17 protein-coding genes are annotated in these 21,382 nt (G+C 55.3%); 2 read left to right on the top strand and 15 right to left on the bottom strand.

All coding sequences use genetic code 11. From position 1 onward, the window contains the following. The 11 genes from IM317_RS03860 to IM317_RS03810 form a co-directional block, all read right to left on the bottom strand. A complete protein-coding gene (locus IM317_RS03860; protein WP_033145978.1) occupies positions 1 to 966 on the bottom strand; it encodes a GDP-L-fucose synthase in 966 nt (321 codons plus the stop codon). A gap of 2 nt (positions 967 to 968) precedes the next feature. Next, a complete protein-coding gene (gene gmd / locus IM317_RS03855) occupies positions 969 to 2,090 on the bottom strand; it encodes a GDP-mannose 4,6-dehydratase (protein WP_014884502.1) in 1,122 nt (373 codons plus the stop codon). Between the two features lie 156 nt (positions 2,091 to 2,246). Further along, on the bottom strand, positions 2,247 to 2,807 hold the full coding sequence (gene wcaF / locus IM317_RS03850; protein ID WP_033145979.1) for a colanic acid biosynthesis acetyltransferase WcaF: 561 nt from the start codon (positions 2,805 to 2,807) through the stop codon (positions 2,247 to 2,249). A gap of 15 nt (positions 2,808 to 2,822) precedes the next feature. Then, positions 2,823 to 3,569 carry a colanic acid biosynthesis glycosyltransferase WcaE gene (gene wcaE / locus IM317_RS03845; RefSeq protein ID WP_033145980.1) on the bottom strand — a complete coding sequence of 249 codons (747 nt, stop codon included), beginning with the start codon at positions 3,567 to 3,569 and terminating at the stop codon, positions 2,823 to 2,825. Between the two features lie 16 nt (positions 3,570 to 3,585). After that, on the bottom strand, positions 3,586 to 4,806 hold the full coding sequence (wcaD, locus tag IM317_RS03840) for a colanic acid polymerase WcaD (protein WP_029742034.1): 1,221 nt from the start codon (positions 4,804 to 4,806) through the stop codon (positions 3,586 to 3,588). Further along, positions 4,781 to 5,998, bottom strand: coding sequence for a colanic acid biosynthesis glycosyltransferase WcaC (gene wcaC, locus IM317_RS03835; RefSeq protein ID WP_033145981.1), 1,218 nt, complete (start codon positions 5,996 to 5,998; stop codon positions 4,781 to 4,783). The genes wcaD and wcaC overlap by 26 nt, the downstream gene beginning before the upstream one ends. After that, a complete protein-coding gene (wcaB, locus tag IM317_RS03830) occupies positions 5,995 to 6,486 on the bottom strand; it encodes a colanic acid biosynthesis acetyltransferase WcaB (protein WP_032642828.1) in 492 nt (163 codons plus the stop codon). Before wcaB ends, wcaC begins: the two co-directional genes overlap by 4 nt. Next, on the bottom strand, positions 6,486 to 7,328 hold the full coding sequence (wcaA, locus tag IM317_RS03825; protein WP_023312403.1) for a colanic acid biosynthesis glycosyltransferase WcaA: 843 nt from the start codon (positions 7,326 to 7,328) through the stop codon (positions 6,486 to 6,488). Before wcaA ends, wcaB begins: the two co-directional genes overlap by 1 nt. 65 nt (positions 7,329 to 7,393) lie before the next feature. After that, positions 7,394 to 9,556, bottom strand: a complete 2,163-nt coding sequence (gene wzc / locus IM317_RS03820; protein WP_033145982.1) for a tyrosine-protein kinase Wzc — start codon at positions 9,554 to 9,556, stop codon at positions 7,394 to 7,396. 2 nt (positions 9,557 to 9,558) lie between these two features. Beyond that, positions 9,559 to 10,002, bottom strand: coding sequence for a low molecular weight protein-tyrosine-phosphatase Wzb (wzb, locus tag IM317_RS03815; RefSeq protein ID WP_023312405.1), 444 nt, complete (start codon positions 10,000 to 10,002; stop codon positions 9,559 to 9,561). A 6-nt stretch (positions 10,003 to 10,008) separates the two neighbouring features. After that, positions 10,009 to 11,148, bottom strand: coding sequence for a polysaccharide export protein (locus tag IM317_RS03810; RefSeq protein WP_014170829.1), 1,140 nt, complete (start codon positions 11,146 to 11,148; stop codon positions 10,009 to 10,011). A gap of 692 nt (positions 11,149 to 11,840) precedes the next feature. Here IM317_RS03810 and IM317_RS03805 point away from each other — a divergent pair. Continuing rightward, on the top strand, positions 11,841 to 13,424 hold the full coding sequence (locus IM317_RS03805; RefSeq protein ID WP_033145983.1) for a TerC family protein: 1,584 nt from the start codon (positions 11,841 to 11,843) through the stop codon (positions 13,422 to 13,424). A 109-nt stretch (positions 13,425 to 13,533) separates the two neighbouring features. On the opposite strand, the gene asmA is transcribed toward IM317_RS03805, so the two are convergent. From asmA to udk, 3 genes are all read right to left on the bottom strand, one after another. Further along, positions 13,534 to 15,384 (bottom strand): outer membrane assembly protein AsmA, encoded by a 1,851-nt coding sequence (gene asmA, locus IM317_RS03800; RefSeq protein WP_033145984.1) that lies wholly within the window; start codon positions 15,382 to 15,384, stop codon positions 13,534 to 13,536. Positions 15,385 to 15,406: 22 nt separating this feature from the next. Next, positions 15,407 to 15,988 carry a dCTP deaminase gene (gene dcd / locus IM317_RS03795; RefSeq protein ID WP_023312408.1) on the bottom strand — a complete coding sequence of 194 codons (582 nt, stop codon included), beginning with the start codon at positions 15,986 to 15,988 and terminating at the stop codon, positions 15,407 to 15,409. A gap of 91 nt (positions 15,989 to 16,079) precedes the next feature. Beyond that, on the bottom strand, positions 16,080 to 16,721 hold the full coding sequence (gene udk / locus IM317_RS03790) for a uridine kinase (protein WP_033145985.1): 642 nt from the start codon (positions 16,719 to 16,721) through the stop codon (positions 16,080 to 16,082). Positions 16,722 to 17,064: 343 nt separating this feature from the next. On the opposite strand from udk, the gene IM317_RS03785 reads away from it, so the two are divergent. Beyond that, positions 17,065 to 20,394, top strand: coding sequence for a diguanylate cyclase (locus IM317_RS03785; protein WP_033145986.1), 3,330 nt, complete (start codon positions 17,065 to 17,067; stop codon positions 20,392 to 20,394). Here the strand turns inward: IM317_RS03785 and alkA are convergent. After that, positions 20,359 to 21,231, bottom strand: coding sequence for a DNA-3-methyladenine glycosylase 2 (alkA, locus tag IM317_RS03780; protein WP_033145987.1), 873 nt, complete (start codon positions 21,229 to 21,231; stop codon positions 20,359 to 20,361). The two genes, IM317_RS03785 and alkA, sit on opposite strands and share 36 nt — an antisense overlap. Between the last annotated feature and the right edge of the window lie 151 nt (positions 21,232 to 21,382).

Below are 21,382 nucleotides of genomic sequence, written 5' to 3'. Positions count from 1 at the left end.
TTACCCCCGGAAGCGGTGCTGGTTTTCCAGGAACCACTGGTAGGTACTGGCCAGCCCCTGCTCCAGTGACACCTCGTGATACCAGCCCAGCTGATGCAGGCGGGTCACGTCCAGCAGCTTGCGCGGCGTGCCGTCCGGTTTCGTCGCGTCAAACACCACGCGTCCTTTGTAGCCCACCACCTGCGCGATGGTTTGCGCCAGTTCGCGAATGGTGCAGTCCACGCCGGTACCGACGTTGATGTGCGACAGCATCGGCTCGGTGTTCTCCTGCCACACCTCACGATCCAGCTCCATCACGTGAATGCTGGCGGCAGCCATGTCGTCCACGTGCAGGAATTCACGCATCGGCGTACCGCTGCCCCACACCACCACGTCCGGCGCGTTCTCGGCGGTCGCCTCGTGGAAGCGGCGCAGCAGCGCCGGGATCACGTGCGAGTTGCTCGGGTGGAAGTTGTCGTGCGGTCCGTACAGGTTGGTCGGCATCACCGAGCGATAGTCGCGGTTGTACTGACGGTTGTAGGACTCGCACAGCTTGATCCCGGCAATCTTGGCAATCGCGTACGGCTCGTTGGTCGCTTCAAGCGTGCCCTGCAGCAGTTCGCTCTCGGCGATCGGCTGTTTCGCCATTTTCGGGTAAATACAGGACGATCCGAGGAACAGCAGCTTATTCACGTTGTGCAGATGCGCCGCGTGAATGATGTTGCTCTCGATCATCATGTTTTCGTAGATGAAATCCGCCGGGTAGGTGTTGTTAGCGACAATGCCGCCCACCTTCGCCGCCGCCAGATACACCTGGTCAATGCGTTCGTTAGCAAAGAAGTCCTGTACCGCGAGGCTGTCGAGCAGGTTCAGCTCGTCGCGCGTGCGGACAACCACTTCCACGTCACCGCGCTGTTCGAGCTGGCGAACAATCGCGGAACCCACCATTCCGCGATGACCGGCGACAAAAATACGTTGTTTCGTCATTCTCAGGACTCCAGCGCGATGGCAACCTCGTAGCCATGAGACTTGAGCAGGGAGTGTTTTTTCGCTGCTTCAAGATCTTTGGCTACCATCTCGGAAACCATTTCCTGCAGAGTGATTTCTGGTTTCCAGCCCAGCTTCTCGTGCGCTTTGGTTGGGTCGCCCAGCAGGGTTTCCACTTCAGCAGGACGGAAGTAGCGCGGGTCAACCTGGACAATCACGTCGCCTGGCTTCACGCCCGGAGCGTCGTGGCCGGTCACGGAAACCACGATACCTTTCTCTTCCACGCCGGTACCTTCGAAGCGCAGCTTGATGCCCAGCTGTGCCGCGGCCATTTCAACGAACTGACGTACGGAGTACTGCACGCCGGTCGCAATCACGAAGTCTTCTGGCTGTTCCTGCTGCAGCATCATCCACTGCATTTTCACGTAGTCTTTGGCATGGCCCCAGTCACGCAGGGAATCCATGTTGCCGAGGTGCAGGCAAGACTCCAGACCCTGCGCGATGTTGGCGATAGCGCGGGTGATTTTGCGGGTCACGAAGGTTTCGCCGCGACGCGGAGATTCGTGGTTGAACAGGATGCCGTTACACGCGTACATGCCGTAGGATTCACGGTAGTTCACGGTGATCCAGTAGGCGTACAGTTTTGCTACCGCATACGGAGAGCGCGGGTAGAACGGCGTGGTCTCTTTCTGTGGGATTTCCTGCACCAGGCCGTACAGCTCGGAGGTGGATGCCTGGTAGAAGCGAGTTTTCTTCTCAAGGCCGAGGAAGCGGATTGCTTCCAGCAGACGCAGCGTACCCATGGCATCAACGTCGGCGGTGTATTCCGGGGATTCGAAGGAGACCGCTACGTGGCTCATCGCGCCCAGGTTGTAGACTTCATCCGGCTGTACTTCCTGCAGGATACGGGTCAGGTTGGAGGTATCGGTCAGGTCGCCGTAGTGCAGATGGAATTTCGGGTTCGCCGCGTGAGGATCCTGATAAATATGATCCACACGTTCGGTGTTGAAAGAAGACGCACGACGTTTAATACCGTGTACTTCATACCCTTTTTCCAGCAGGAACTCTGCCAGGTAAGAACCATCCTGCCCGGTAACGCCGGTGATGAGAGCGACTTTAGACATGTTTATATTCCTCTACTTATGAATTTAATCAGAGCCGTTAAGTAGGCTATCTTTTTTGTCATTTTGAACGCGGGCTGTGCTCGAAATCCTCACGTACCTAAGTACGTTCCGGTTTCTCCGCGCAGTCCGCGTTCAAACTGCCTGCAACGATTACGCCTACTTAACAAGGCTCTTCGTTTCAACGCGTTCGCGTATCACCACTGCGGGGTTGCCACGGCAAATTTTATTTGCCGGTAGCGATTTAAAAACGCTGCTGCGGGCACCGACTACCGTGCCATCGCCAACAGAAACACCCGGTGCAACAAAAACATCCGTTGCCAGCCAGCATTTTTCGCCAATCACAACAGGCGAAGCGGTAATATCAAAATGCTGACTCATAAAGTCGTGGCTGCCGGTGCACAAATAACATTTCTGTGAAACCACCGAATTTGCGCCAATCGTAATTTCGCCAAGGGTATATAACACCGCGTCATCCCCAACCCATGCGTAATCTCCCAGCGTTAATTTCCACGGATAGGTAATTTTTACAGAAGGTCGGATGACTACGTTTTTTCCGATTTTTGCGCCAAACAGGCGCAATAAAAAAGCTCGCCAGCGGTACATTATTTGCGGCGACCAGGCAAATAATGTTGCCTGAACGGCCCACCACAGCTGTACCTTAATACCGTTCCCGCCCCGAAAACCTTTCGGCACGGAGAAACCTTTTAAATCCTGCATTGCGTTTCCTTATATTCAGGCTTTGTTATATAAGGTTTTCGTTTTGCCTGTGGTACGCAGGCGTAATAAATAAGACAATTCCGCCCAGAACCCCGGCACGCGTAATATTTTACGCTGTACGTTTTTGGCATCCTGGCACAATTCCAGATTATTCGAGGTTGACACGCCGCCCATGGAGAACTCAGACACCAGCCCTTTAATTCGACGGAACGGGTAACCTGATTTATACAGGCTGGCTGCCAGCGCATAATCGGAAGAAACCTTATACTGCAAATCGTAAGGCTGTTTTTTCAGACCCTTTACCGGGAAGAAAATGGCCTGATGGCTGGCCGGCAAGCTGTGATAGATATACCAGCCTGGCTTCGCGCTGCGGCACACTTTATGTCCGTCGCCAAAATCGAGCAGCGCATCGCCAATATACATGGCGTCCTCTTTCTGGCGAGCCAGCTGACGGGCAAACAGCGCCACGTCTTCATGAAAAATATCGCCCGAGTTCAGGAAGATGGCATAACGGCCTTGCGCCATATTGATGCCTTTATTCATCGCATCATAGATGCCTTTATCTTTCTCGCTGATGTAGCGTAAGTTGAACTCACCGTTGAGTTTTTCCAGAAACTCCGCCGTGCCATCGTTCGAGCCGCCGTCGACCACAATCCACTCAAAGGTGAGGCTTGGATCGCGCGCCAGGTTGCGCAGCGAGCGCCAGGTTTTTACCACCCCTTCGTAATTACGAAAAGCGACAGTAATGACGCTAAGAAACATAAATCACCTCATTTCGTCATACGTTCGTAATATTAAGCGCCTTGCGCAGAATAAACGGACAGACAATCAAGAAAGCATATTCCGGGCTAAATATTGACCCGGTAAAAAACAGCGACACCGGAGTAAACAGATAAAGCTGAACGCGAAAGTTCTGGTTATCACCAAACGCGTTAATCATCATTTTGAAAACTTTAAACAGATACCACAGGGTCAACAGTACGGCGAACCACGAAAAATAAATAATTAACAGATACAGACCATTGTCTATGGTTTTACCGACATCCGCACCGTTAAAGATTCCGAATGATGCAACATATTCGTAAAGTGAGCCGAATCTTACTACCCCATCAATATGGGTTAAAGAATAACCCACCATCACCAGTGGCCCAATGATGCGATAATAGGACGAAGACCCTTCCGTTCCCAAATCACCCAGACGTTCTGAGATGTAAGGGAAGGCAAATATCACGCCTACCATAAATACCGTCAGGGAGATAATCGCCAGCGGCAGTTTTTTCTTAATCGCATCTTTGTTCAGGTACTGGAACGCCCACTCCAGCAGGTAAAACAGGATAAATGTCATTACCCCTGAGAACGATCCAGACAGAACAATTCCTGCAAGAATCATAGCATCGGTCTTAGGCGTTTTGATACCAAACTGTTTGATGCTGAGCCAAATTGAGATTAACGCCAGAGCGAAAAACGCCGGTTCAAAATAGAGGGCTGTAGTACGCTTCCCGCCAAACTTGATGAAGTTCAATACATAGCTGTTACTGTAAATGAGATATTTCGAAATTATCTCCATCAGGCTGCTGCCGCCGGTGAGAATAATTTGCGCCATCTCCAGTGCGGCAAGCATAACAATTAACGCAACGGCAATATAAAAGAACCTAAGGATTTTCCGATAATTGTGCGGAGAAATAGTTTTAAATCGAATACTCCAGACCATACCGATAATAATGACAATATAAACAAACAGCATGGTCGAGGTGACGTATTTACTCGCATCCAGCGACTGGCCAAAGATGTAGTTAAACAGCGTCAGGCCCGTGCCCAGCCCTAGGGCAATCATCAGCTTCTTGAGGTTGATTTTATCGACATACAGCAGAAGCAGAACGGGCAGGAAGGTCACGATGGTTATCGGGAAGCTTTCGCCGAGCTGGGCAATTTTGACGTTGACCAGCAGGTAGATCAGCGGCAGCAGCAGATAACTACAGATTCTGATAGAACGAGACATATTCCTCCAGCATCTGTTGTCCACTGTAGGCCTTGCGGCTGCGGTTGCGGAACGATTCCAGGTCAGTACCAAAAACGATCTCAGCAATCTGCGCCTTCGGCAGCTGTACCAGCGGCAGGACCTCCTGCTCCGTGAAGGTTTTCCCGCCGGACTTTTCCAGCACTTCGCGCGCCGCATCGCTGTGGGTGGCGATCACCGGCACACCAATAGAGAGCGCCTCGCAGAGGATCAGCGGGTAGTTATCCACGCGGGAGCTGAACACCAGCGCGTCCATTTCATTCAGCGCGCTCATCAGCTTGCGCTTGTCGGTTTCAAACCCGTGGTTCACCACGTTGGTCCCTTCGAACGGCGAAAACTTGCCGAAGGTGTGAAGCTCTATCTTGTCACCCAGTGCCATCATGTCGCGCACCAGCTGCTGGTTGGTCTTACCGTCGTAACGCAGGTCATGCGCAACGATGGCGATTTTCGGTTTGCCCGCGGTTTCGGCCACCGGGGTTAGCTCGGCAAGAATGGCTTCCGTCGCCACGTCGATGCCGTTGTTGATAATCTGACAGCGCCCTGCCCCGTACAGGCTGTTGAAGGCATCGGCCACGTGCTGGCTCGGGGAGATAAACGTACAGCCGAGCGAGAGCATGTCGCGGAACAGCTGACGCTTTCCGGCCACCAGCTGATGCGCGCGATCCACTTTCACCGGCGGGTAGTTGCTTAACGTCGGGCACTTCTGGCAGTTATCTTTCCAGCCTTCGCAGCCGTCGGTAAACGCGCAGCGTCCGGTCACGCTCCAGTGATCGTGCAGCGTCCAGACAAAGCGGGTGTCGGGCTTGTGGGCCTGCACCTTCTGGCAAAACGCCACCACCTCTTCCAGATTCAGCCAGTAGCTGTGCAGAACGTGAAAATGCAGCACAACCGGGCCCGCGGTGCGGGTAACCGTGCGGTAAAGATTGTTCAGGTTGCCAAACAGATCGCGGTTAAACAGACGGAACAGCGCAATGTTGGCAATCGAGGTCAGACGCGGCGTGTGCTTGTGCACCTGCGGGAAATTATCGTGGCTGACGCTTTTCTTGCCGCCTTTGCCGTAGCCGTAAATAAACCGAGACTGAAGTCCTTTTTGCAGCGCGCGCTGGTGCAGATCCAGGGCCACGCCTGCCGCTCCGCCTTCTGCGAGGCGTACGTTAAATTGCAGAATGTTCATTTAATCACCTTCACGCGGGCTTTTTCTCCCACCACCAGCGCGTTATCCGGAATGCTGTCCAGCACCACGCTGCCAGCACCAATCGTGACGTTATTACCAATCGTAATGTCACCGACGATCACCACGTTCGCGCCCAGCTCGACGTTATTGCCGATGACCGGGCAGGCCAGGCTGTCAGGCCCGCGGTTGCCAATGGTGACCGCATGACGAATGGTGAAATCATCCCCGGCGACCACAAACTTGTTGATCACCACCGCATAGCCGTGATGGATGGTAAAGCGGCGGCCAATGGTGGCAGCGGCCTGAATTTCATAGCCAAAAAAGCATTCGGTAATGATGCGGTACAGCACCAGCACGGGCGCCGCCCAGATATTGTTCAGCACGTTTTTCTTACGCCACACCGAGCAAAAGTGCGCGATGCGGTACGCCAGAACCATGCAGCACGGACGCAGGCTCCAGCTGTTAGCGCGGCAATCTTCCAGAAACATTATTTCCCCCGAAGTCCATCAGCCAGGCGCTTGCCGTTACGCACGGACAGCAGCGTCAGCAGCGTGCGCCAGTTCATGCGCTTATTGCGGATCTGATAGAGGGTAAAGAGCTGATATTTACGGCTGGCACGGTCAAACTTGTCCTTGTGCTTGCGGTAAAAATGGAAGTAGCCGGAGAACTTCTTCGGCGAGGAGGTGATTTGCATCTCCCCGTGGTTGATATGCAGGATCTGGGTGGCCTCTTCCACTTTCCACGGCTCGCCGTATTCCACCACCATGCGCAGGAAGATGTCGTAATCCTGCGCGGCCTTGAGTTCGGTATCGAACAGGCACTCTTTGAAGCGCCACGCCCAGGTGAAGACCTGGTTACCAATAATGTTGCGCTTGTAGAACAGGCGGCGAGAATACGGCGATTTCGGGTACAGCGGCAGACTCGCGGGCTGCGAATAAACCTCGCCCTGGCAAACATAGTCGTTGGCATACAGGAAAGCGTGCGTGACCAGCTGTTCTTTATGCGACAGGAAGATAGACAGGCGGTTCGGCGTCCATTCGTCATCGTCGTCGATCCCGGTCAGATACTGCCCTTTGGCCTGCATAATCGCCTGATTACGCACCGCGCACGCGCCGGAGTTAATGGCGTTATGCGTATAGACCACCCGCGGGTCGTTGAGGTCAGTCACAAACTTTTGCAGCTGTTCATACGAGGAAGAGCAGTCATCAACAATGATCAGCTCCCAGTTATCGTAATCCTGTCGCAGGACGGATTTGATTGCGCGGATCGCCAGCTGCTGACGATTCCATGTCGGCATATAGATTGAAACTAAAGGGCGTTGTGTGGTCATGGTCTTCCCCTTATCCCTCACCCCGCCCCTCTCCCTGAGGGAGAGGGTTAGGGTGAGGGGGATTTTTATTTGCTGTCAGATTTATATTCGTACTCGTAATAGCCGTAATCCTGGTACCCGGTCGCGCGGCGGAAGATGGAGTTCAGGATCACCCCTTTCACCTCAATCCCGTTCTGCTCGAAGCGGCTCAGGCTGGTTTCCACCTCTTTCAGGGTGTTGACCGCGTAACGCGCCACCATCAGCGTGGTGCCAGCGTGGCGGCCAACAACCGCTGCGTCGGTCACGGCCAGAATTGGCGGCGTATCGATCAGCACCAGGTCGTAATTTTTGCTCGCCCACTCCACCAGCTCGGTAAAGCGTTCGCTCATCAGCAGCTCGGACGGGTTAGGCGGCACCTGACCGCGTGGGATCAGGTCAAATTTCGGCACCGTTGTGGGTTTCGCGCTCTGGCTGATTTCACCTTTGCCGAGCAGGATTTCCGACAGACCGTGCACGTTGTTGGTGCCCAGCAGCTCGTGGGTGTAGCCCTTACGCATATCGCAGTCGATCAGCAGAACGCGCTTGTTGGTCTGGCTGACCACCGCCGCCAGGTTGGCGCAGACGAAGGTTTTACCGATTGACGGGCTGACGCCGGTTAACATCAGGACGTTGTTTTTGGCCTGCATCATGGCGAAGTGCAGACTGGTACGCAGGCTACGGATCGCTTCGATGGCGAGGTCGGTCGGGTTACCCACCGCCAGAAGCTGGCTCTGTTTGTAACGCTTGACGCCCTTGATGGTTTTGACGCTGTCGCGGGATTTTTGCCACTCGGACAGCGGAATGCTGGCATAGACGTTGATACCGCTCTCTTCCAGCACCTGCGGGCTTTCGATACCGCGGTTGAACAGCGAACGCAGCAGTACGCCCACGATTGAGAGCATCAGGCCAAGAATAATGCTGCCGAGAATAATCAGCGCTTTCTTCGGCTTCAGCACCCCAGGCTGGGTAATGGCCGGGTCGACGATGCGCACGTCACCGACGGTACTGGCTTCGGTGATTTTCAGCTCCTGCTGCTTGTTCAGCAGCTGCATGTAAACCTGCTGTCCTGACTCCACGTCGCGGGTCAGACGCACGATCTCCTGCTGCGTTTTCGGCATCGCGGTCACGCGGTCATTGAGCTTCGCCTTCTCCTCTTCCAGGGTACGGCGTTTCTCCAGCAGCGTGCGGTAGGCCGGGTGACGTTTGGTATAAAGCTTGGAAATCTCCGCCTCTTTGAAGGTCAGCTCGTTGAGCTGCGCATCAATGTTGACCATCGAATCGAGGACCGATTTCGCCTCCAGCGGCAGGTCAACGGAGTCTTTATCCTGACGATAGGCGTTCAGCTTGTTCTCGGCATCATCCAGATGGGCGCGCACTTCCGGGAGCTGTTTCGCGAGGAAGGCCAGGCTTTTCGCCGCTTCCGCCGACTTACGCTCAACGTTCTGCTCAAGATAGTTGCGGGTAATGCTGTTCAGGATGTCGCGGATTTGATCCTTATCTTCACCGGTAAAGGTCATGCTCAGCACGCCGGTGTCCTTACCGTTTTCGGTGACGGTCAGGTTGTTTTGCAGATTGTTGATCATCCCCAGGGTGGAGAATTTGGTGACGGTGAATTCGCCGCCCTCCTGAGCGTTGATGGCGCTGACCATCATGCTGACGCCGTCTTTGGTCAGCATCTGCCCCACTTCGCCGCGGGCGCTAAAACCTGCGTCGCTGGTTAGCTGGTACTGTTTCGGGCCTAGCACCGTCAGGGTAAACGTCTGATCGCCTGCCCCTTTTGGCAGCACGAAGTCAGTGACTTTCACCGTGTCGTTGTTGCGCCCCATCAGCCGATCCCAGCCGGCACCAAAGACCGGGAAGGTATTTTTGGTGACGGAGATATCGAGCCCGAGGTCGTGAACCGTTTTACCCAGCACCAGGCGTGACTGGATGAGCTGAATTTCGGCGTCGGATGCCGGCGGCTTGTTCGCCAGCGCGGAACCAATGTCTTGCACCAGCGAGTTGCCGGTATTCTGCTCGATCTGCACCAGCGCGTCGGCGCTGTAGATAGGGGTGGCGAACAGCGTATAGACGACGGCCGCCGCGGCGAACACGGCGGTAATGCCCAGCACCCACCACTTTGCCTCTACAACAGTGCCGACCAGGCGCCCAATATCAATTTCATCACTGCCCGAAGTCGGGGCGGCAGAAGGTCTTGTTTTTTCTGTCATTGTTATCCCTGCTGAACTTTCAGTGCCTGCGCCCACTGTTGGGCAGATTGGTCAAGTAAGGTGTAAACCGCCTCAAAGGCCTCATGGCTTTTGCGATACGGATCGGGGATTTCACGTTCATTGTCCCAGTGACCAAACAGCATCACCTTGCCGCGCATCTCCGGAGCGATATCGCACAGCGCATGAATATGGCGTTTTTCCATCGTCAGGATCAGGTCATACTCCCGGCACATGCGGCCAGTGACCTGGCGGGCCACGTGGCCGTCGAGAGAGAGGTGATGATCCCGCGCCACGCTCGTTGCGCGCTCATCGGCACCTTTACCGACCAGTGCACCCAGCCCTGCCGAATCAACGGTCAGTTCGGGCTGGTAGTGTTTCAACAACCGTTCAGCCGTAGGGGAACGGCAAATGTTCCCCACGCATACCACCAGAATTTTGTTAAACATCGCGGATTACCAGGTATGAATGTCGCGCGCCGTATCCGTCATGTAGCGAACGCCACTGATGGTTGGCAGCAACTGGTTGATCAGACGGTTCCAGCGGGCAACCGGCGCGGTAGTGACATACACCACATCGTATGGCTGGAGACGGAACTCCGTTGCCATCACCAGAGAGGTCGCATCGGACATATCCAGCTGGTAGATGTTGGCAATCTTGCCTTTCGCACTGCCCTCACCTTTCAGCGGACGGATAACGAAGATACCGGTCGCGTTAGAGGTCGTCAGATCGATACCCTCAGCATTGCCCAGCGCTTCGGTCAGCGTCATACCGCTGAAGTCCATTTTGAGGGTGCTCTGTTTCTTCACTTCACCCATCACGAAGACTTTCAGATCGTCATTGCGCGGCACGTAGAGGATGTCGCCCGGATAGAGCAGGCGGTTCTGGGTCAGATCGCCGTTTTGCATCAGCGCCTGCAGCGAAATGCGCTGCTCCTTCCCGTTGTGGGTGAGCACCACGTTGCGCCAGTCGGCGCCGTCGGTTAACCCGCCCGCGGCGTTGATGGCATCCAGTACGGTCAGAGGAACGTTGGTGATGGCCTGCTGGCCGGATTTGTTCACCTGGCCGGAGATATAGGCTTTTTGCGAGCGGAATGCGGCGATATTAACGTCCACCTGCGGATCGGCGATGTACTGCGCTAAGCGGCCGGTAATATCACTACGGATCTCGGCAAGCGTTTTGCCTGCAACATGGACTTTACCAATGTAGGGATAGAACATGGTGCCATCTGACTGCACCCAGTTACCGGTATCGCTTGAGCTACGGTACTGGCCCGCTGGCGTGGTCAGTTCAGGGTGGTCCCAGACGGTCACGTTGATCACGTCACCCGGCCCCACGCGGTACTGGTAGGACGCAATTTCCTGGTCCAGCGACATATTCGGCTGGGCAACATTCGGACGTGGACGTAATTGTTCGACCAGACGAGGCGTAAGCGGATAAACATTCACCATTTTGTCGAGATCAAAATCGGCATCCTGTTGCTTGATCACATCCTTACCCATTGTTGACATATTGCTGCCGGGAAAGACCGTGCAACCACTCATCAAGGTCACAGACACCAATAATGGCATCAATTTCATTTTGGATTTCATCATTGATTATTTATCACTTTGGCAGAGTAATTATCCTGTGCAATTTAAATAAGCTCGAGTCGTATTGGGTTTCAGCATGCAGTTAATCAAATAGAAATATAACTGGCATCAGTCCTAAAAAGAGCTTATTCATCCATTGGCTATTGACAGAATAATCGAGGCTGATTCACACGCTTTCAGGCACGCTACCGCCCTTGGCTTTCAGTTACCAATCCACTGACTAAACAATGTGTTATGGATAGACACCCTCTTGAGCAAGGTCTTTTGGAAATATATCAGTCGCTTGAGAAACCCGACGGATAATGAATAACCATCCCTGAAGACCGAATATTAATAGCAACACCGAGATTTAACATTTGATGCTGGGAGAATTGTTGCAGCTAACCTAATAGCAGGCAAGGAGACAACTGTCCTAATATCGGTTTTTAAGATTAATATTAAGAGCAAATTTTTGACCTTTTAGGAATTTCTTTATATTGACAAAATGAGAGTAAAAATCATCACCTGCGATATATCCTAAAATGCATTCCTTGTAATTAAATATACGTATTTCGCTTATTTACACCCTATTGAGAATGCTCTCTTTTTTACCCGTCGTATTAAGAGAAATCTCAGCCCGGCATTGCAATTTCCCCCAGCTTTATCCATGATCGAAGTGTGACATTCGTCATATAACAGAAGGTATTGCTATTACTATGGAATGGATTGCCGATCCCTCAATCTGGGCCGGGCTGGTTACGCTGGTCGTCATCGAGCTGGTGCTCGGGATTGATAATCTGGTCTTTATCGCCATCCTCGCTGAAAAACTGCCCCCTTCCCAGCGCGACCGCGCGCGCGTGACGGGTCTGCTGCTGGCGATGGTGATGCGGTTACTGCTGCTGGCCTCTATCTCCTGGCTGGTGACGCTCACTCAGCCTCTGTTCTCCGTTCACGGCCTGAGTTTTAGCGCCCGCGATCTGATCATGCTCTTCGGCGGGTTGTTCCTGCTGTTCAAAGCCACGGTGGAGCTCAACGAGCGGCTGGAGGGTAAAGACAGCGAGAACCCAACCCAGCGCCGCGGAGCGAAATTCTGGCCGGTGGTGGCGCAAATCGTGGTGCTGGATGCGGTCTTCTCCCTCGACTCGGTGATCACCGCCGTCGGGATGGTCGACCACCTTGCGGTGATGATGGCCGCGGTGATCATTGCCATCACGCTGATGGTGATGGCCAGCAAGGCGCTGACCCGCTTTGTGAACAGTCACCCGACTATCGTGATCCTCTGCCTGAGCTTCCTGCTGATGATTGGCTTTAGCCTGGTGGCCGACGGTTTTGGCTTCCATATTCCGAAAGGCTACCTGTACGCCGCCATCGGCTTCTCCGTCATGATTGAAGCGCTCAACCAGCTGGCGATATTTAACCGCCGCCGCTTCCTGTCCGCGAATCAGACCCTGCGTCAGCGCACGGCCGACACGGTTATGCGCCTGCTAAGCGGTAAGAAAGAGGATGCGGAGCTGGATGCAGAATCCTCTGCCATGCTGGCCGATCGCAGCGACGGGCCGATCTTCGACCCGCAGGAACGACGGATGATCGAGCGGGTGCTTAATCTGAATCAGCGGACGGTCAGCAGCATCATGACCTCGCGGCACGACATTGAGCATATCGACCTGACGGCACCAGAAGAGCACATTCGCGCCCTGCTGGATAAAAACCAGCACACCCGCGTGGTGGTGACCGGCGGTGAAGAGGAAGAGGAGCTGCTGGGCGTGGTGCACGTTATTGACCTGCTCCAGCAGCAGCTTCACGGCGAGGCGCTCAACCTGCGCGTTCTGGTGCGCCAGCCGCTGGTCTTCCCTGAGGGGCTACCGCTGCTTTCCGCCCTTGAGCAATTCCGTAACGCGCGCACGCACTTTGCCTTTGTGGTGGATGAGTTTGGTTCGGTGGAAGGGCTGGTCACGCTCAGCGACGTCATGGAAACCATTGCCGGTAATCTGCCTAACGAGGTGGATGAGATTGACGCCCGCCATGACATTCAGAAAAACGCAGACGGGTCGTGGACGGCTAACGGCCACATGCCGCTGGAAGACCTGGTGCAATACGTGCCGCTGCCGCTGGATGAAAAACGGGAATATCACACGATTGCCGGCCTGCTGATGGAGCATTTACAGCGTATCCCGCAGCCGGGAGAAGAGGTTCAGGTGGGCGACTATCTGCTCAAAACGCTGCAGATTGAAAACCATCGCGTGCAGAAGGTTCAGCTCATTCCGCTGCGGGATGAGGAAGAGCTGGATTTTGAGGTTTAGGTAAAACAAAACGGCAACCCGGTTGCCGTTTTTAGTGTTTGCTCCCTCTCCCGTGGGAGAGGGCCGGGGTGAGGGCATCAGGCCGCAACGCCACCCGGCGCAACGGACATCAAAGCTTATCCAGCAGCTTCTTCACGTCCTTACCGTCCTGTGAATCTTTATTACGATCCGCCCAGCCGCTAAGCCGACGTTTCGCTTCATCCTGCAGATGCTTGCGCAGGATCTGATCCACCTGCAGGCTGTAATTCAGGGCCTGCCATTTGCCGTATACGGTCAGCGGGACAGGCGTCTCTTTCAGGAAGTCGATGAGCTTGCTTTCACCCTGCCAGCCGGAAAGTACCCGCACGTTAAAGCGCGTGTCCGCCGTCTCTTTCACCAGATCCAGCTTACCTTCACCGGTCATTGATAAAAGTGAAGAGGCGCCCTGCATTCCGTTGAGAGTAAGTTGTCCGTTGTCCAGCGTCAGGTCCGCGGTGAAGCTGTCGAGGCGCGTGGCGCTGTCGTAGTTATCCTGGGCCTTCACATCGCTGCTGCGCTCAACCGCCTGCTGCACCAGCTGCTGGAAGTTAAGCCCTTCCATACGGGAATTCTTAAGATCAAGATGCGCCTGCCCCTGCCACTCGCGGCGGAAAGCATCGGCATCAATTTTCGTGCCTGAGAAGTCACCCGCGAGCGTCAACTGCCCCGTCAGGGATATCGGATAGTTGAACGCGTTCAGGATGGTGCCTATCTCAACGTTGTCGAGACGCGGCTGGAATTCGGCGCTGGCAACGTCTTTACGGACGTCCAGCGTGCCGGGCAGCGAGAGGTTTCCTGCGCCCATCTTCCCGCTCAGTTCGGAGATCACCAGCAAACCGTTATGGTTAAACATCTGGCTGCTCACGTCGGTAAAATCAATGCCGCGCCAGCGCAGGCTATTGGCTTTCAGCAGAATATCCGCCGTGAACCCGCGCAGGGCGTTATAGTCAGGCTGATCGAGATTAGACGAGATAACCGGACGTGATGCCGGTGCCTGGCTTTGCCCCGTCTGCGTGGCATCGCTGTCCGTGGCGCTGGCCGGCAGAGGCGGCAGCAGGTTTTCCAGATTGAGCTTGTCAAACTGCAGATTCAGCACCCACTTCGGCTTCTCTTCGAGCGTGACGCTCGCCTGCCCCTTCAGGCTACTGTCATTTGCCTGCAGGTTGAGATTATCCAGCTCGAGCTGCTTTTGCTCTTCGCGCCACACGGCCTGCAGCGTTCCCTGCCCGGTTATTCCCTGGGAGGGGAGATCGGCACCCGTCAGCTGCCAGTTCAGCTGCTGGATGTCGGCCGTGAGCTGATGCGGGTAGTCCGAGGCGTTCACATTAGCATTCAGCGACAGGGTCAAATCGCGCTGATCGCGGTTCACGCGCCCGCTAAATTCCAGCGACGCAAGATGGTGAGCATCCTGTTCCATCTGCAGGTTAATGTTGCGAATGGTCACCTGCTCCTGGTGCTCATGCTGGAAAACCAACACGCTGTCGGCAACTTTCAGCTTGCCGATATCAAAGGACCAGCCGGTATCGGACGGTTCATCGGGCAGAGTATTTTCGCGCGGCGCAACCGGCGCGCTGGCATCACGCACGGCTTCGGTTTGCGGGGTGAGCTGAATCACTGCGCCTTTCAGCATCACCTGCTTAACCTGCAGCTGATGGGAAATGAGCGGGATCAGCGCCACATCGAGACGCATGTTGTCTGCGGACACCAGCGGCTGGGACGCCCCCGGTGCCGTGAGCGACATGCGGCCAGAGAGAATGCTGAGCTGCGGCCAGACGTGCCAGCGCAGCGGCCCGTCAAGCTTCAGTTGATAACCACTGCGCGCCTCGACCTGCCGCACCATGTAAGCGCGGAAATCGTTGGGGTTAACCAGCAGAACCAACGCCGAAAGGCCAGCCACCAGCACCACCAGCAAAATCATCAGCGTCGTCAGAACTCTTCTCATGGCATCCTCAATGGACTAACGATCAGTCTTTATCAATACGGCTGGCAACCGCGCCCTGCTGGTCGCGATATTTTGCGTCCTGCCGACGGTTATAAGGACGATCTGCCGGGCCTGACAGCGGTTCAAAGCTTAACGCGCCGATCATCATGCCCGGACGCAGCGCCAGCGGCAATTTACCGGCATTGAAGAATTCCAGCACGATACGCCCCGACCAGCCTGGATCGATACGGTGCGCGGTCACGTGAACCATCAGCCCCAGTCGCGCCAGCGAAGAACGGCCATCAAGCCAGCCGACCAAGTCCGGAGGCAGGGTGACGGATTCAAACGTCACCGCCAGGGCCAGTTCACCCGGATGCAGATAAAAAGCTTCGCCTTCATCAATTACGATTTCGTCACTCATCACGCGATCGAGCGCGGCGCTGACTTCGTCCTTCGGCCCGCTGAGGTCAATGAACGGCGCAGTGTGGCCACTAAAGGTGCGGAATTTATTCCCCAGGCGGACATCAACGGTCACGCCATTGATACGCTCAACGGGTGGGCGCGGGGTAATAGACAAACGGCCTTCATCCAGCCAGGCTTCAATATCGCGATCGCAAAGACGCATGCCACTTTCTCCTTTCATGCATCGTACCCTGAGGCGGTAAGCGCTCAGGGTAAAACCAGGTTATCTCTGAACGGTACACAATTCACGCGGGTTATTCAAAAAACTGGCTGATTTTCGCTTTTAAGATATCAATAGCAATGCGGTTTTTACCCCCGCGCGGCACGATGATATCGGCGTATTGTTTGGATGGCTCAATAAACTGCAGGAACATCGGGCGAACCGTTTTCTGGTACTGCGCCATGACGGAGTCCATCGAACGGCCGCGTTCATTCACGTCACGCTTGATGCGGCGCATCAGGCAGATATCCAGCGGGGTATCGACGAAAATCGAGAAGTTCATGGATTCACGCAGACGGGCGTCGGTCAGCAACAGGATGCCTTCAAGGATAATGACCTTTTTCGGCTCGATGCGGATGGTTTCCCGGGTGCGGGTGTGTTCTACGTAACTGTAAACGGGCAGCTCAATCGCCTGGCCGCTCTTAAGCGCTTCTAAATGCTGGAACAGCAAGCTGTGATCCATTGCATTTGGGTGGTCATAGTTGGTTTTGACGCGTTCTTCCATCGACAGATGGGATTGATCTTTGTAATAGCTGTCTTCGGGAATGACGCCGATATGCTCATCACCTACTTGTTCACGCAGTTCGCGATAAAGCGTACTGGCAATTAGACTTTTACCTGAAGCCGATGCGCCGGCGATGCCTATAATGACGCATTGATGAGACTTATCAGTCATAAATTTAGCGACCTGATTAACCTGGATGTTAAGGAAGGACGACGCCGGAGCGTCAAACGCGGCAATTATAGGGATTTCACGGGCGTGATACCAGTCGAAAGCACAGGTTCTGCGAGACTGGCCGAAAAGTGACGTCTTATTCCCTGAGTGAAATTTAAATGAGCGTTTTTTCAGCGTTTAACCGTTTTTTCTCACAGAGCCTCTATTTAATAAGTCTGTGGTGTCAAATTCTGAGCGGTCACCATATGAATTGTAAATTGTTTGTACTAGCATAAACCAAATTATCAAATTCACGCGTTCGGACATCTTCCCTGACGGCATGGCGTCTCTGGATAAAGCGGTAATGAATAAACAATACCAGCGGGTTTTGGTTACCACCCCACATCCTTTAATACGACTTGTCTGTCTGGGCCTGGTCACCTTTATCTTTACCTTATTTTCCCTGGAGCTTACCCGGTTCGGCACCCTGCTGGCCCCGCTCTGGTTCCCCACCGCCATTATGATGGTGGCGTTTTATCGCCATGCAGGAAAAATGTGGCCGGGAATTGCCCTGGCCTGTTCGTTCGGCAATATTCTGGCCACCTGGATGCTGTTTTCGTGGGGATCGATAAGCCTCACCTACACCTCGATTAACGTGGTTGAAGCCTTTACCGGTGCGCTATTGCTGCGCAAATTGCTCCCGTGGTACAACCCGCTGCAGAATCTGAATGACTGGATCCGCGTGGCCATCGGCAGCGCGGTGATCCCGCCGCTGGTGGGCGGCTTGCTGGTGTCCCTGCTGGCTCCCGGCCCTGAACCCCTGCGTAATTTCTTCGTCTGGGTGTTGTCCGAAGCCATCGGCGCGCTGGCGGTGGTTCCGTTGGGGCTGTTGTTTAAACCGCATTATCTGCTGCGCCACCGTGACCCGAGACTGCTGCTGGAAACCCTGACCACGCTGGCCGTAACGCTGGCCCTCAGCTGGGCAGCCATCACCTGGCTGCCGTGGCCTTTCACCTGCGTAATCGTTTTGCTTATGTGGAGCGCCGTGCGCTTGCCGCGAATGGAAGCGTTCCTGGTGTTTCTGGTCACCGTGATGGTTGTGTCGCTGATGATTGCCCAAAACCCTGTGGCGCTGACAACCCAGCACGTCGGGGCGATGCTGAACGCCCCCTGGCTGCCGTTCCTGATGCTGCTCCTGCCTGCCAACGTGATGACCATGGTGATGTATGCCTTCCGCGCCGAGCGCAAACACATCACCGAAAGCGAGGAGCGTTTCCGCAATGCGATGGAGTATTCCGCTATCGGTATGGCGCTGGTCAGCATTGAGGGCAAATGGCTGCAGGCTAACAAGGCGCTGTGCAATTTCCTCGGTTACAGCCAGACGGAGCTTCAGTCGCTGACCTTCCAGCAGCTCACCTGGCCGGAAGATCTGCACACCGACCTGGAACAGCTCGAACAGCTGGTCAACGGTGACATCAATACCTATACCCTCGAGAAGCGCTATTACACCCGCGACGGGGAAGTGGTCTGGGCGCTCCTTGCCGTCTCCGTCGTGCGCCATGCCGACGGCTCGCCGCTCTATTTTATCGCCCAGATTGAAGACATTAACGACCTGAAGCAGACCGAGTGGGTCAACAAACGCCTGATGGAGCGCATTACGCTGGCTAACGAAGCGGGCGGTATCGGCATCTGGGAGTGGGATCTGGAGCCAGACATTATCAGCTGGGACAAGCGGATGTTTGAGCTGTATGAAATCCCGCCGCACATCAAGCCTACCTGGCAGCTCTGGCATGACACGATGCTGCCGGAAGATCGTGCCCACGCTGAGCAGGTGCTGCGGGACTCGCTGATTTCCCGTCTGCCGTTTAAGCTGGAATTCCGCATCCGCGTGAAGGAAGGCGTGCGCCACATTCGCTCCCTGGCGAACCGGGTGCTCAATAAGCAGGGTGAAGTCGAACGGCTGCTCGGGATCAACATGGACATGACCGAGGTGAAGCAGCTCAACGAGGCCCTCTTCCAGGAAAAAGAGCGTCTGCACATCACCCTCGATTCTATCGGTGAAGCGGTGCTGTGTACCGATATCAACATGAACGTCACCTTCATGAACCCGGTGGCCGAGAAAATGAGCGGCTGGCTGCAGACCGAGGCTATCGGCCAGCCGATCCTCAAGGTGTTGCACATCACCTTTGGTGAAAAAGGGCCGCTGATGGAGAATATTCACAGCGGCGATATGTCCCGTTCCGATATCGATCAGGACGTGGTGCTGAACTGCCGTACCGGCGGTAATTTTGATATTCACTACAGCATTACGCCGCTCAGCACGCTGGACGGGCAGAATATTGGCTCGGTTATCGTGATTCAGGACGTGACCGAGTCGCGCAAAATGCTGCGCCAGCTGAGCTACAGCGCCTCCCACGATGCCCTGACCCATCTGGCAAACCGGGTCAGCTTCGAAAATCATCTTAAACGGCTCCTGCAGACCGTTCGCGAAACGCGCCAGCGTCATGCTCTGGTCTTTATCGATCTCGATCGCTTCAAAGCCGTCAACGACACGGCAGGCCATGCGGCGGGGGATGCCCTACTGCGGGAGCTCTCTTCCCTGATGTTGACCATGCTCCGCTCCAGCGACGTGCTGGCGCGTCTGGGCGGAGATGAGTTCGGGTTACTGCTGCCGGACTGCAATATTGAAAGCGCGCGCTATATCGCCGGGCGCCTGATCCACACGATCAATGACTATCACTTTATGTGGGAAGGCCGCCTGCACCGGATCGGCGCCAGCGCAGGCATCACGCTGATTGATGAAAATAACCATCAGGCGTCGGAGGTGATGTCGCAGGCCGATATAGCCTGTTATGCCTCGAAAAACAGCGGGCGCGGCATGGTGACGGTTTACGAACCCCAGCAGGAGCGGGATCACAACACGCGCAGCATGATGTCGCTTGATGAACAGTGGCACATGATTAAAGACAATCACCTGATGATGATCGCCCGCAGCGTCGCTTCCCCGCGTATCCCGGAAAGCAGTAATTTCTGGCTGCTGTCGTTACGCCTGTGGACCAGCCAGGGCGAAGTCCAGGAAGAGCATGCCTTCCGCTCGGGTCTGGCCGAGCCTGAGCTTTTGCACGCCCTCGACAGACGTATTTTTAATGAGTTTTTCCGCGCCTCTGCCGCACAGGTCGCCAGTAAAGGCATGGGGGTGGCGCTGCCGCTTTCTGAGGCCGGTTTAGCCAGCGTAACGCTGGTCGATGAGCTTCTCGACCTGCTGGATAAAAGCCCCATGCCGGGCCGTCTCCTGCATCTGGTCATCTCTGCCGACGTGGTGTGCAGCCCGGATAAAAACCTGCAGCGGAGTCTGCAAAAGCTTCGCCAGGCGGGCTGCCGCGTGATCTTCAGCCAGGTGGGCCGCGACATGAACGTCTTCACCCACCTGACCGCCAATATGGCCGACTATCTGATGCTGGACGCAGAGGTGGTAAGCAACGTGTATGGCAACCTGATGGACGAGATGATGGTGACCATTGTTCAGGGCCACGCCCAGCGTCTGGGGATGAAAACCATCGCGGGTCCGTGCAATCAGCCCATCATGATGGATACGCTCTCCGGCATCGGCATTGATTTCATCTATGGCGACACCATCGCCGAGCCGCAGCCGCTGGATCTACTGCTCAACACCAGCTATTTCGCCATCAACTGATGGCGTCCAGCCGTCGGTATACCAGATGTGCAGCAGCGCGTAAGAGCGCCACGGCTGCCAGCGTTCGGCATAACGACGAATTTGCGCGGGCGGCATCCCGGCAAAGCGTTGCTTAATCAGATAATCATCAGGCAGAAAGACATCTTTCGCCTGCCAGCCGCGCAGGGCCAGGTAGTTTGCCGTCCAGCGCCCTATCCCCGGCCGCTGCTGTAGCGCCTTCATCCCGGCCTCAATATTCTCGGGTGGGAAAAGCGGAAACGTCCCGTCGATGACCGACTGCGCCAGATGAATTAACGACTCCGCGCGTTTTACCGGCATGCCCAACGCTTTCAGCGCTAGCGCGTCCGCTGCCGCCAGCGCGTCCGGCGTGGGGAAACAGAGATACCCCGGACACTCCGCGATCGGCTCACCGCACAGCGCCACCACGCGCGACGTCAGTTTCGCCGCCATCGCCACGCTCACCAGCTGCCCGAGGATCGCCCGGACGCCCTGCTCGTACGCATCCATCGCCCCCGGCAAACGCAAGCCTGGCCGGGCAGCGCCGAGATCGCCCAGCGTATCCGCAATGTGCTGCGGGTTACAGGTGAGATCGAACAGGCGTTCGATGCGTTCAAGGCACGTCTGCGCAACCGGGATTAACCCCGGACTGAGCGTCACGTTCAGCGTATGGGTAGCGATATCCGGCGTCACGCGAAATATCCCCTGATACCCTTCGCAGGCAAAACTGCGCTCGTAGTAGTCGTGCGTGACGGTTTCAATGCCCGTCACCGCACGCGCGCCAAGAAAGCCAAACATCCACTGCCAGTCGTAAGGGGGTTGCCAGTTCAGGGTGTACATCGTTGCTCCTTTTTCATTCTTATACCCTAAATAATTCGAGTTGCAGGAAGGCGGCAAGAGAGCGAATCCCCAGGAGCATAGATAACTATGTGACTGGGGTGAGCGAGCGCAGCCAACACACCTGCAACTTGAAGTATGACGGGTATATCAG

This window comes from Enterobacter cloacae complex sp. S3, assembly GCF_014930495.1.
GTDB classification, from domain to species: Bacteria; Pseudomonadota; Gammaproteobacteria; order Enterobacterales; family Enterobacteriaceae; genus Enterobacter; species Enterobacter asburiae_B.
The sequence above is the reverse complement of the archived record's forward strand: the minus strand, read 5'-3'. Positions and strand labels throughout refer to the sequence as shown.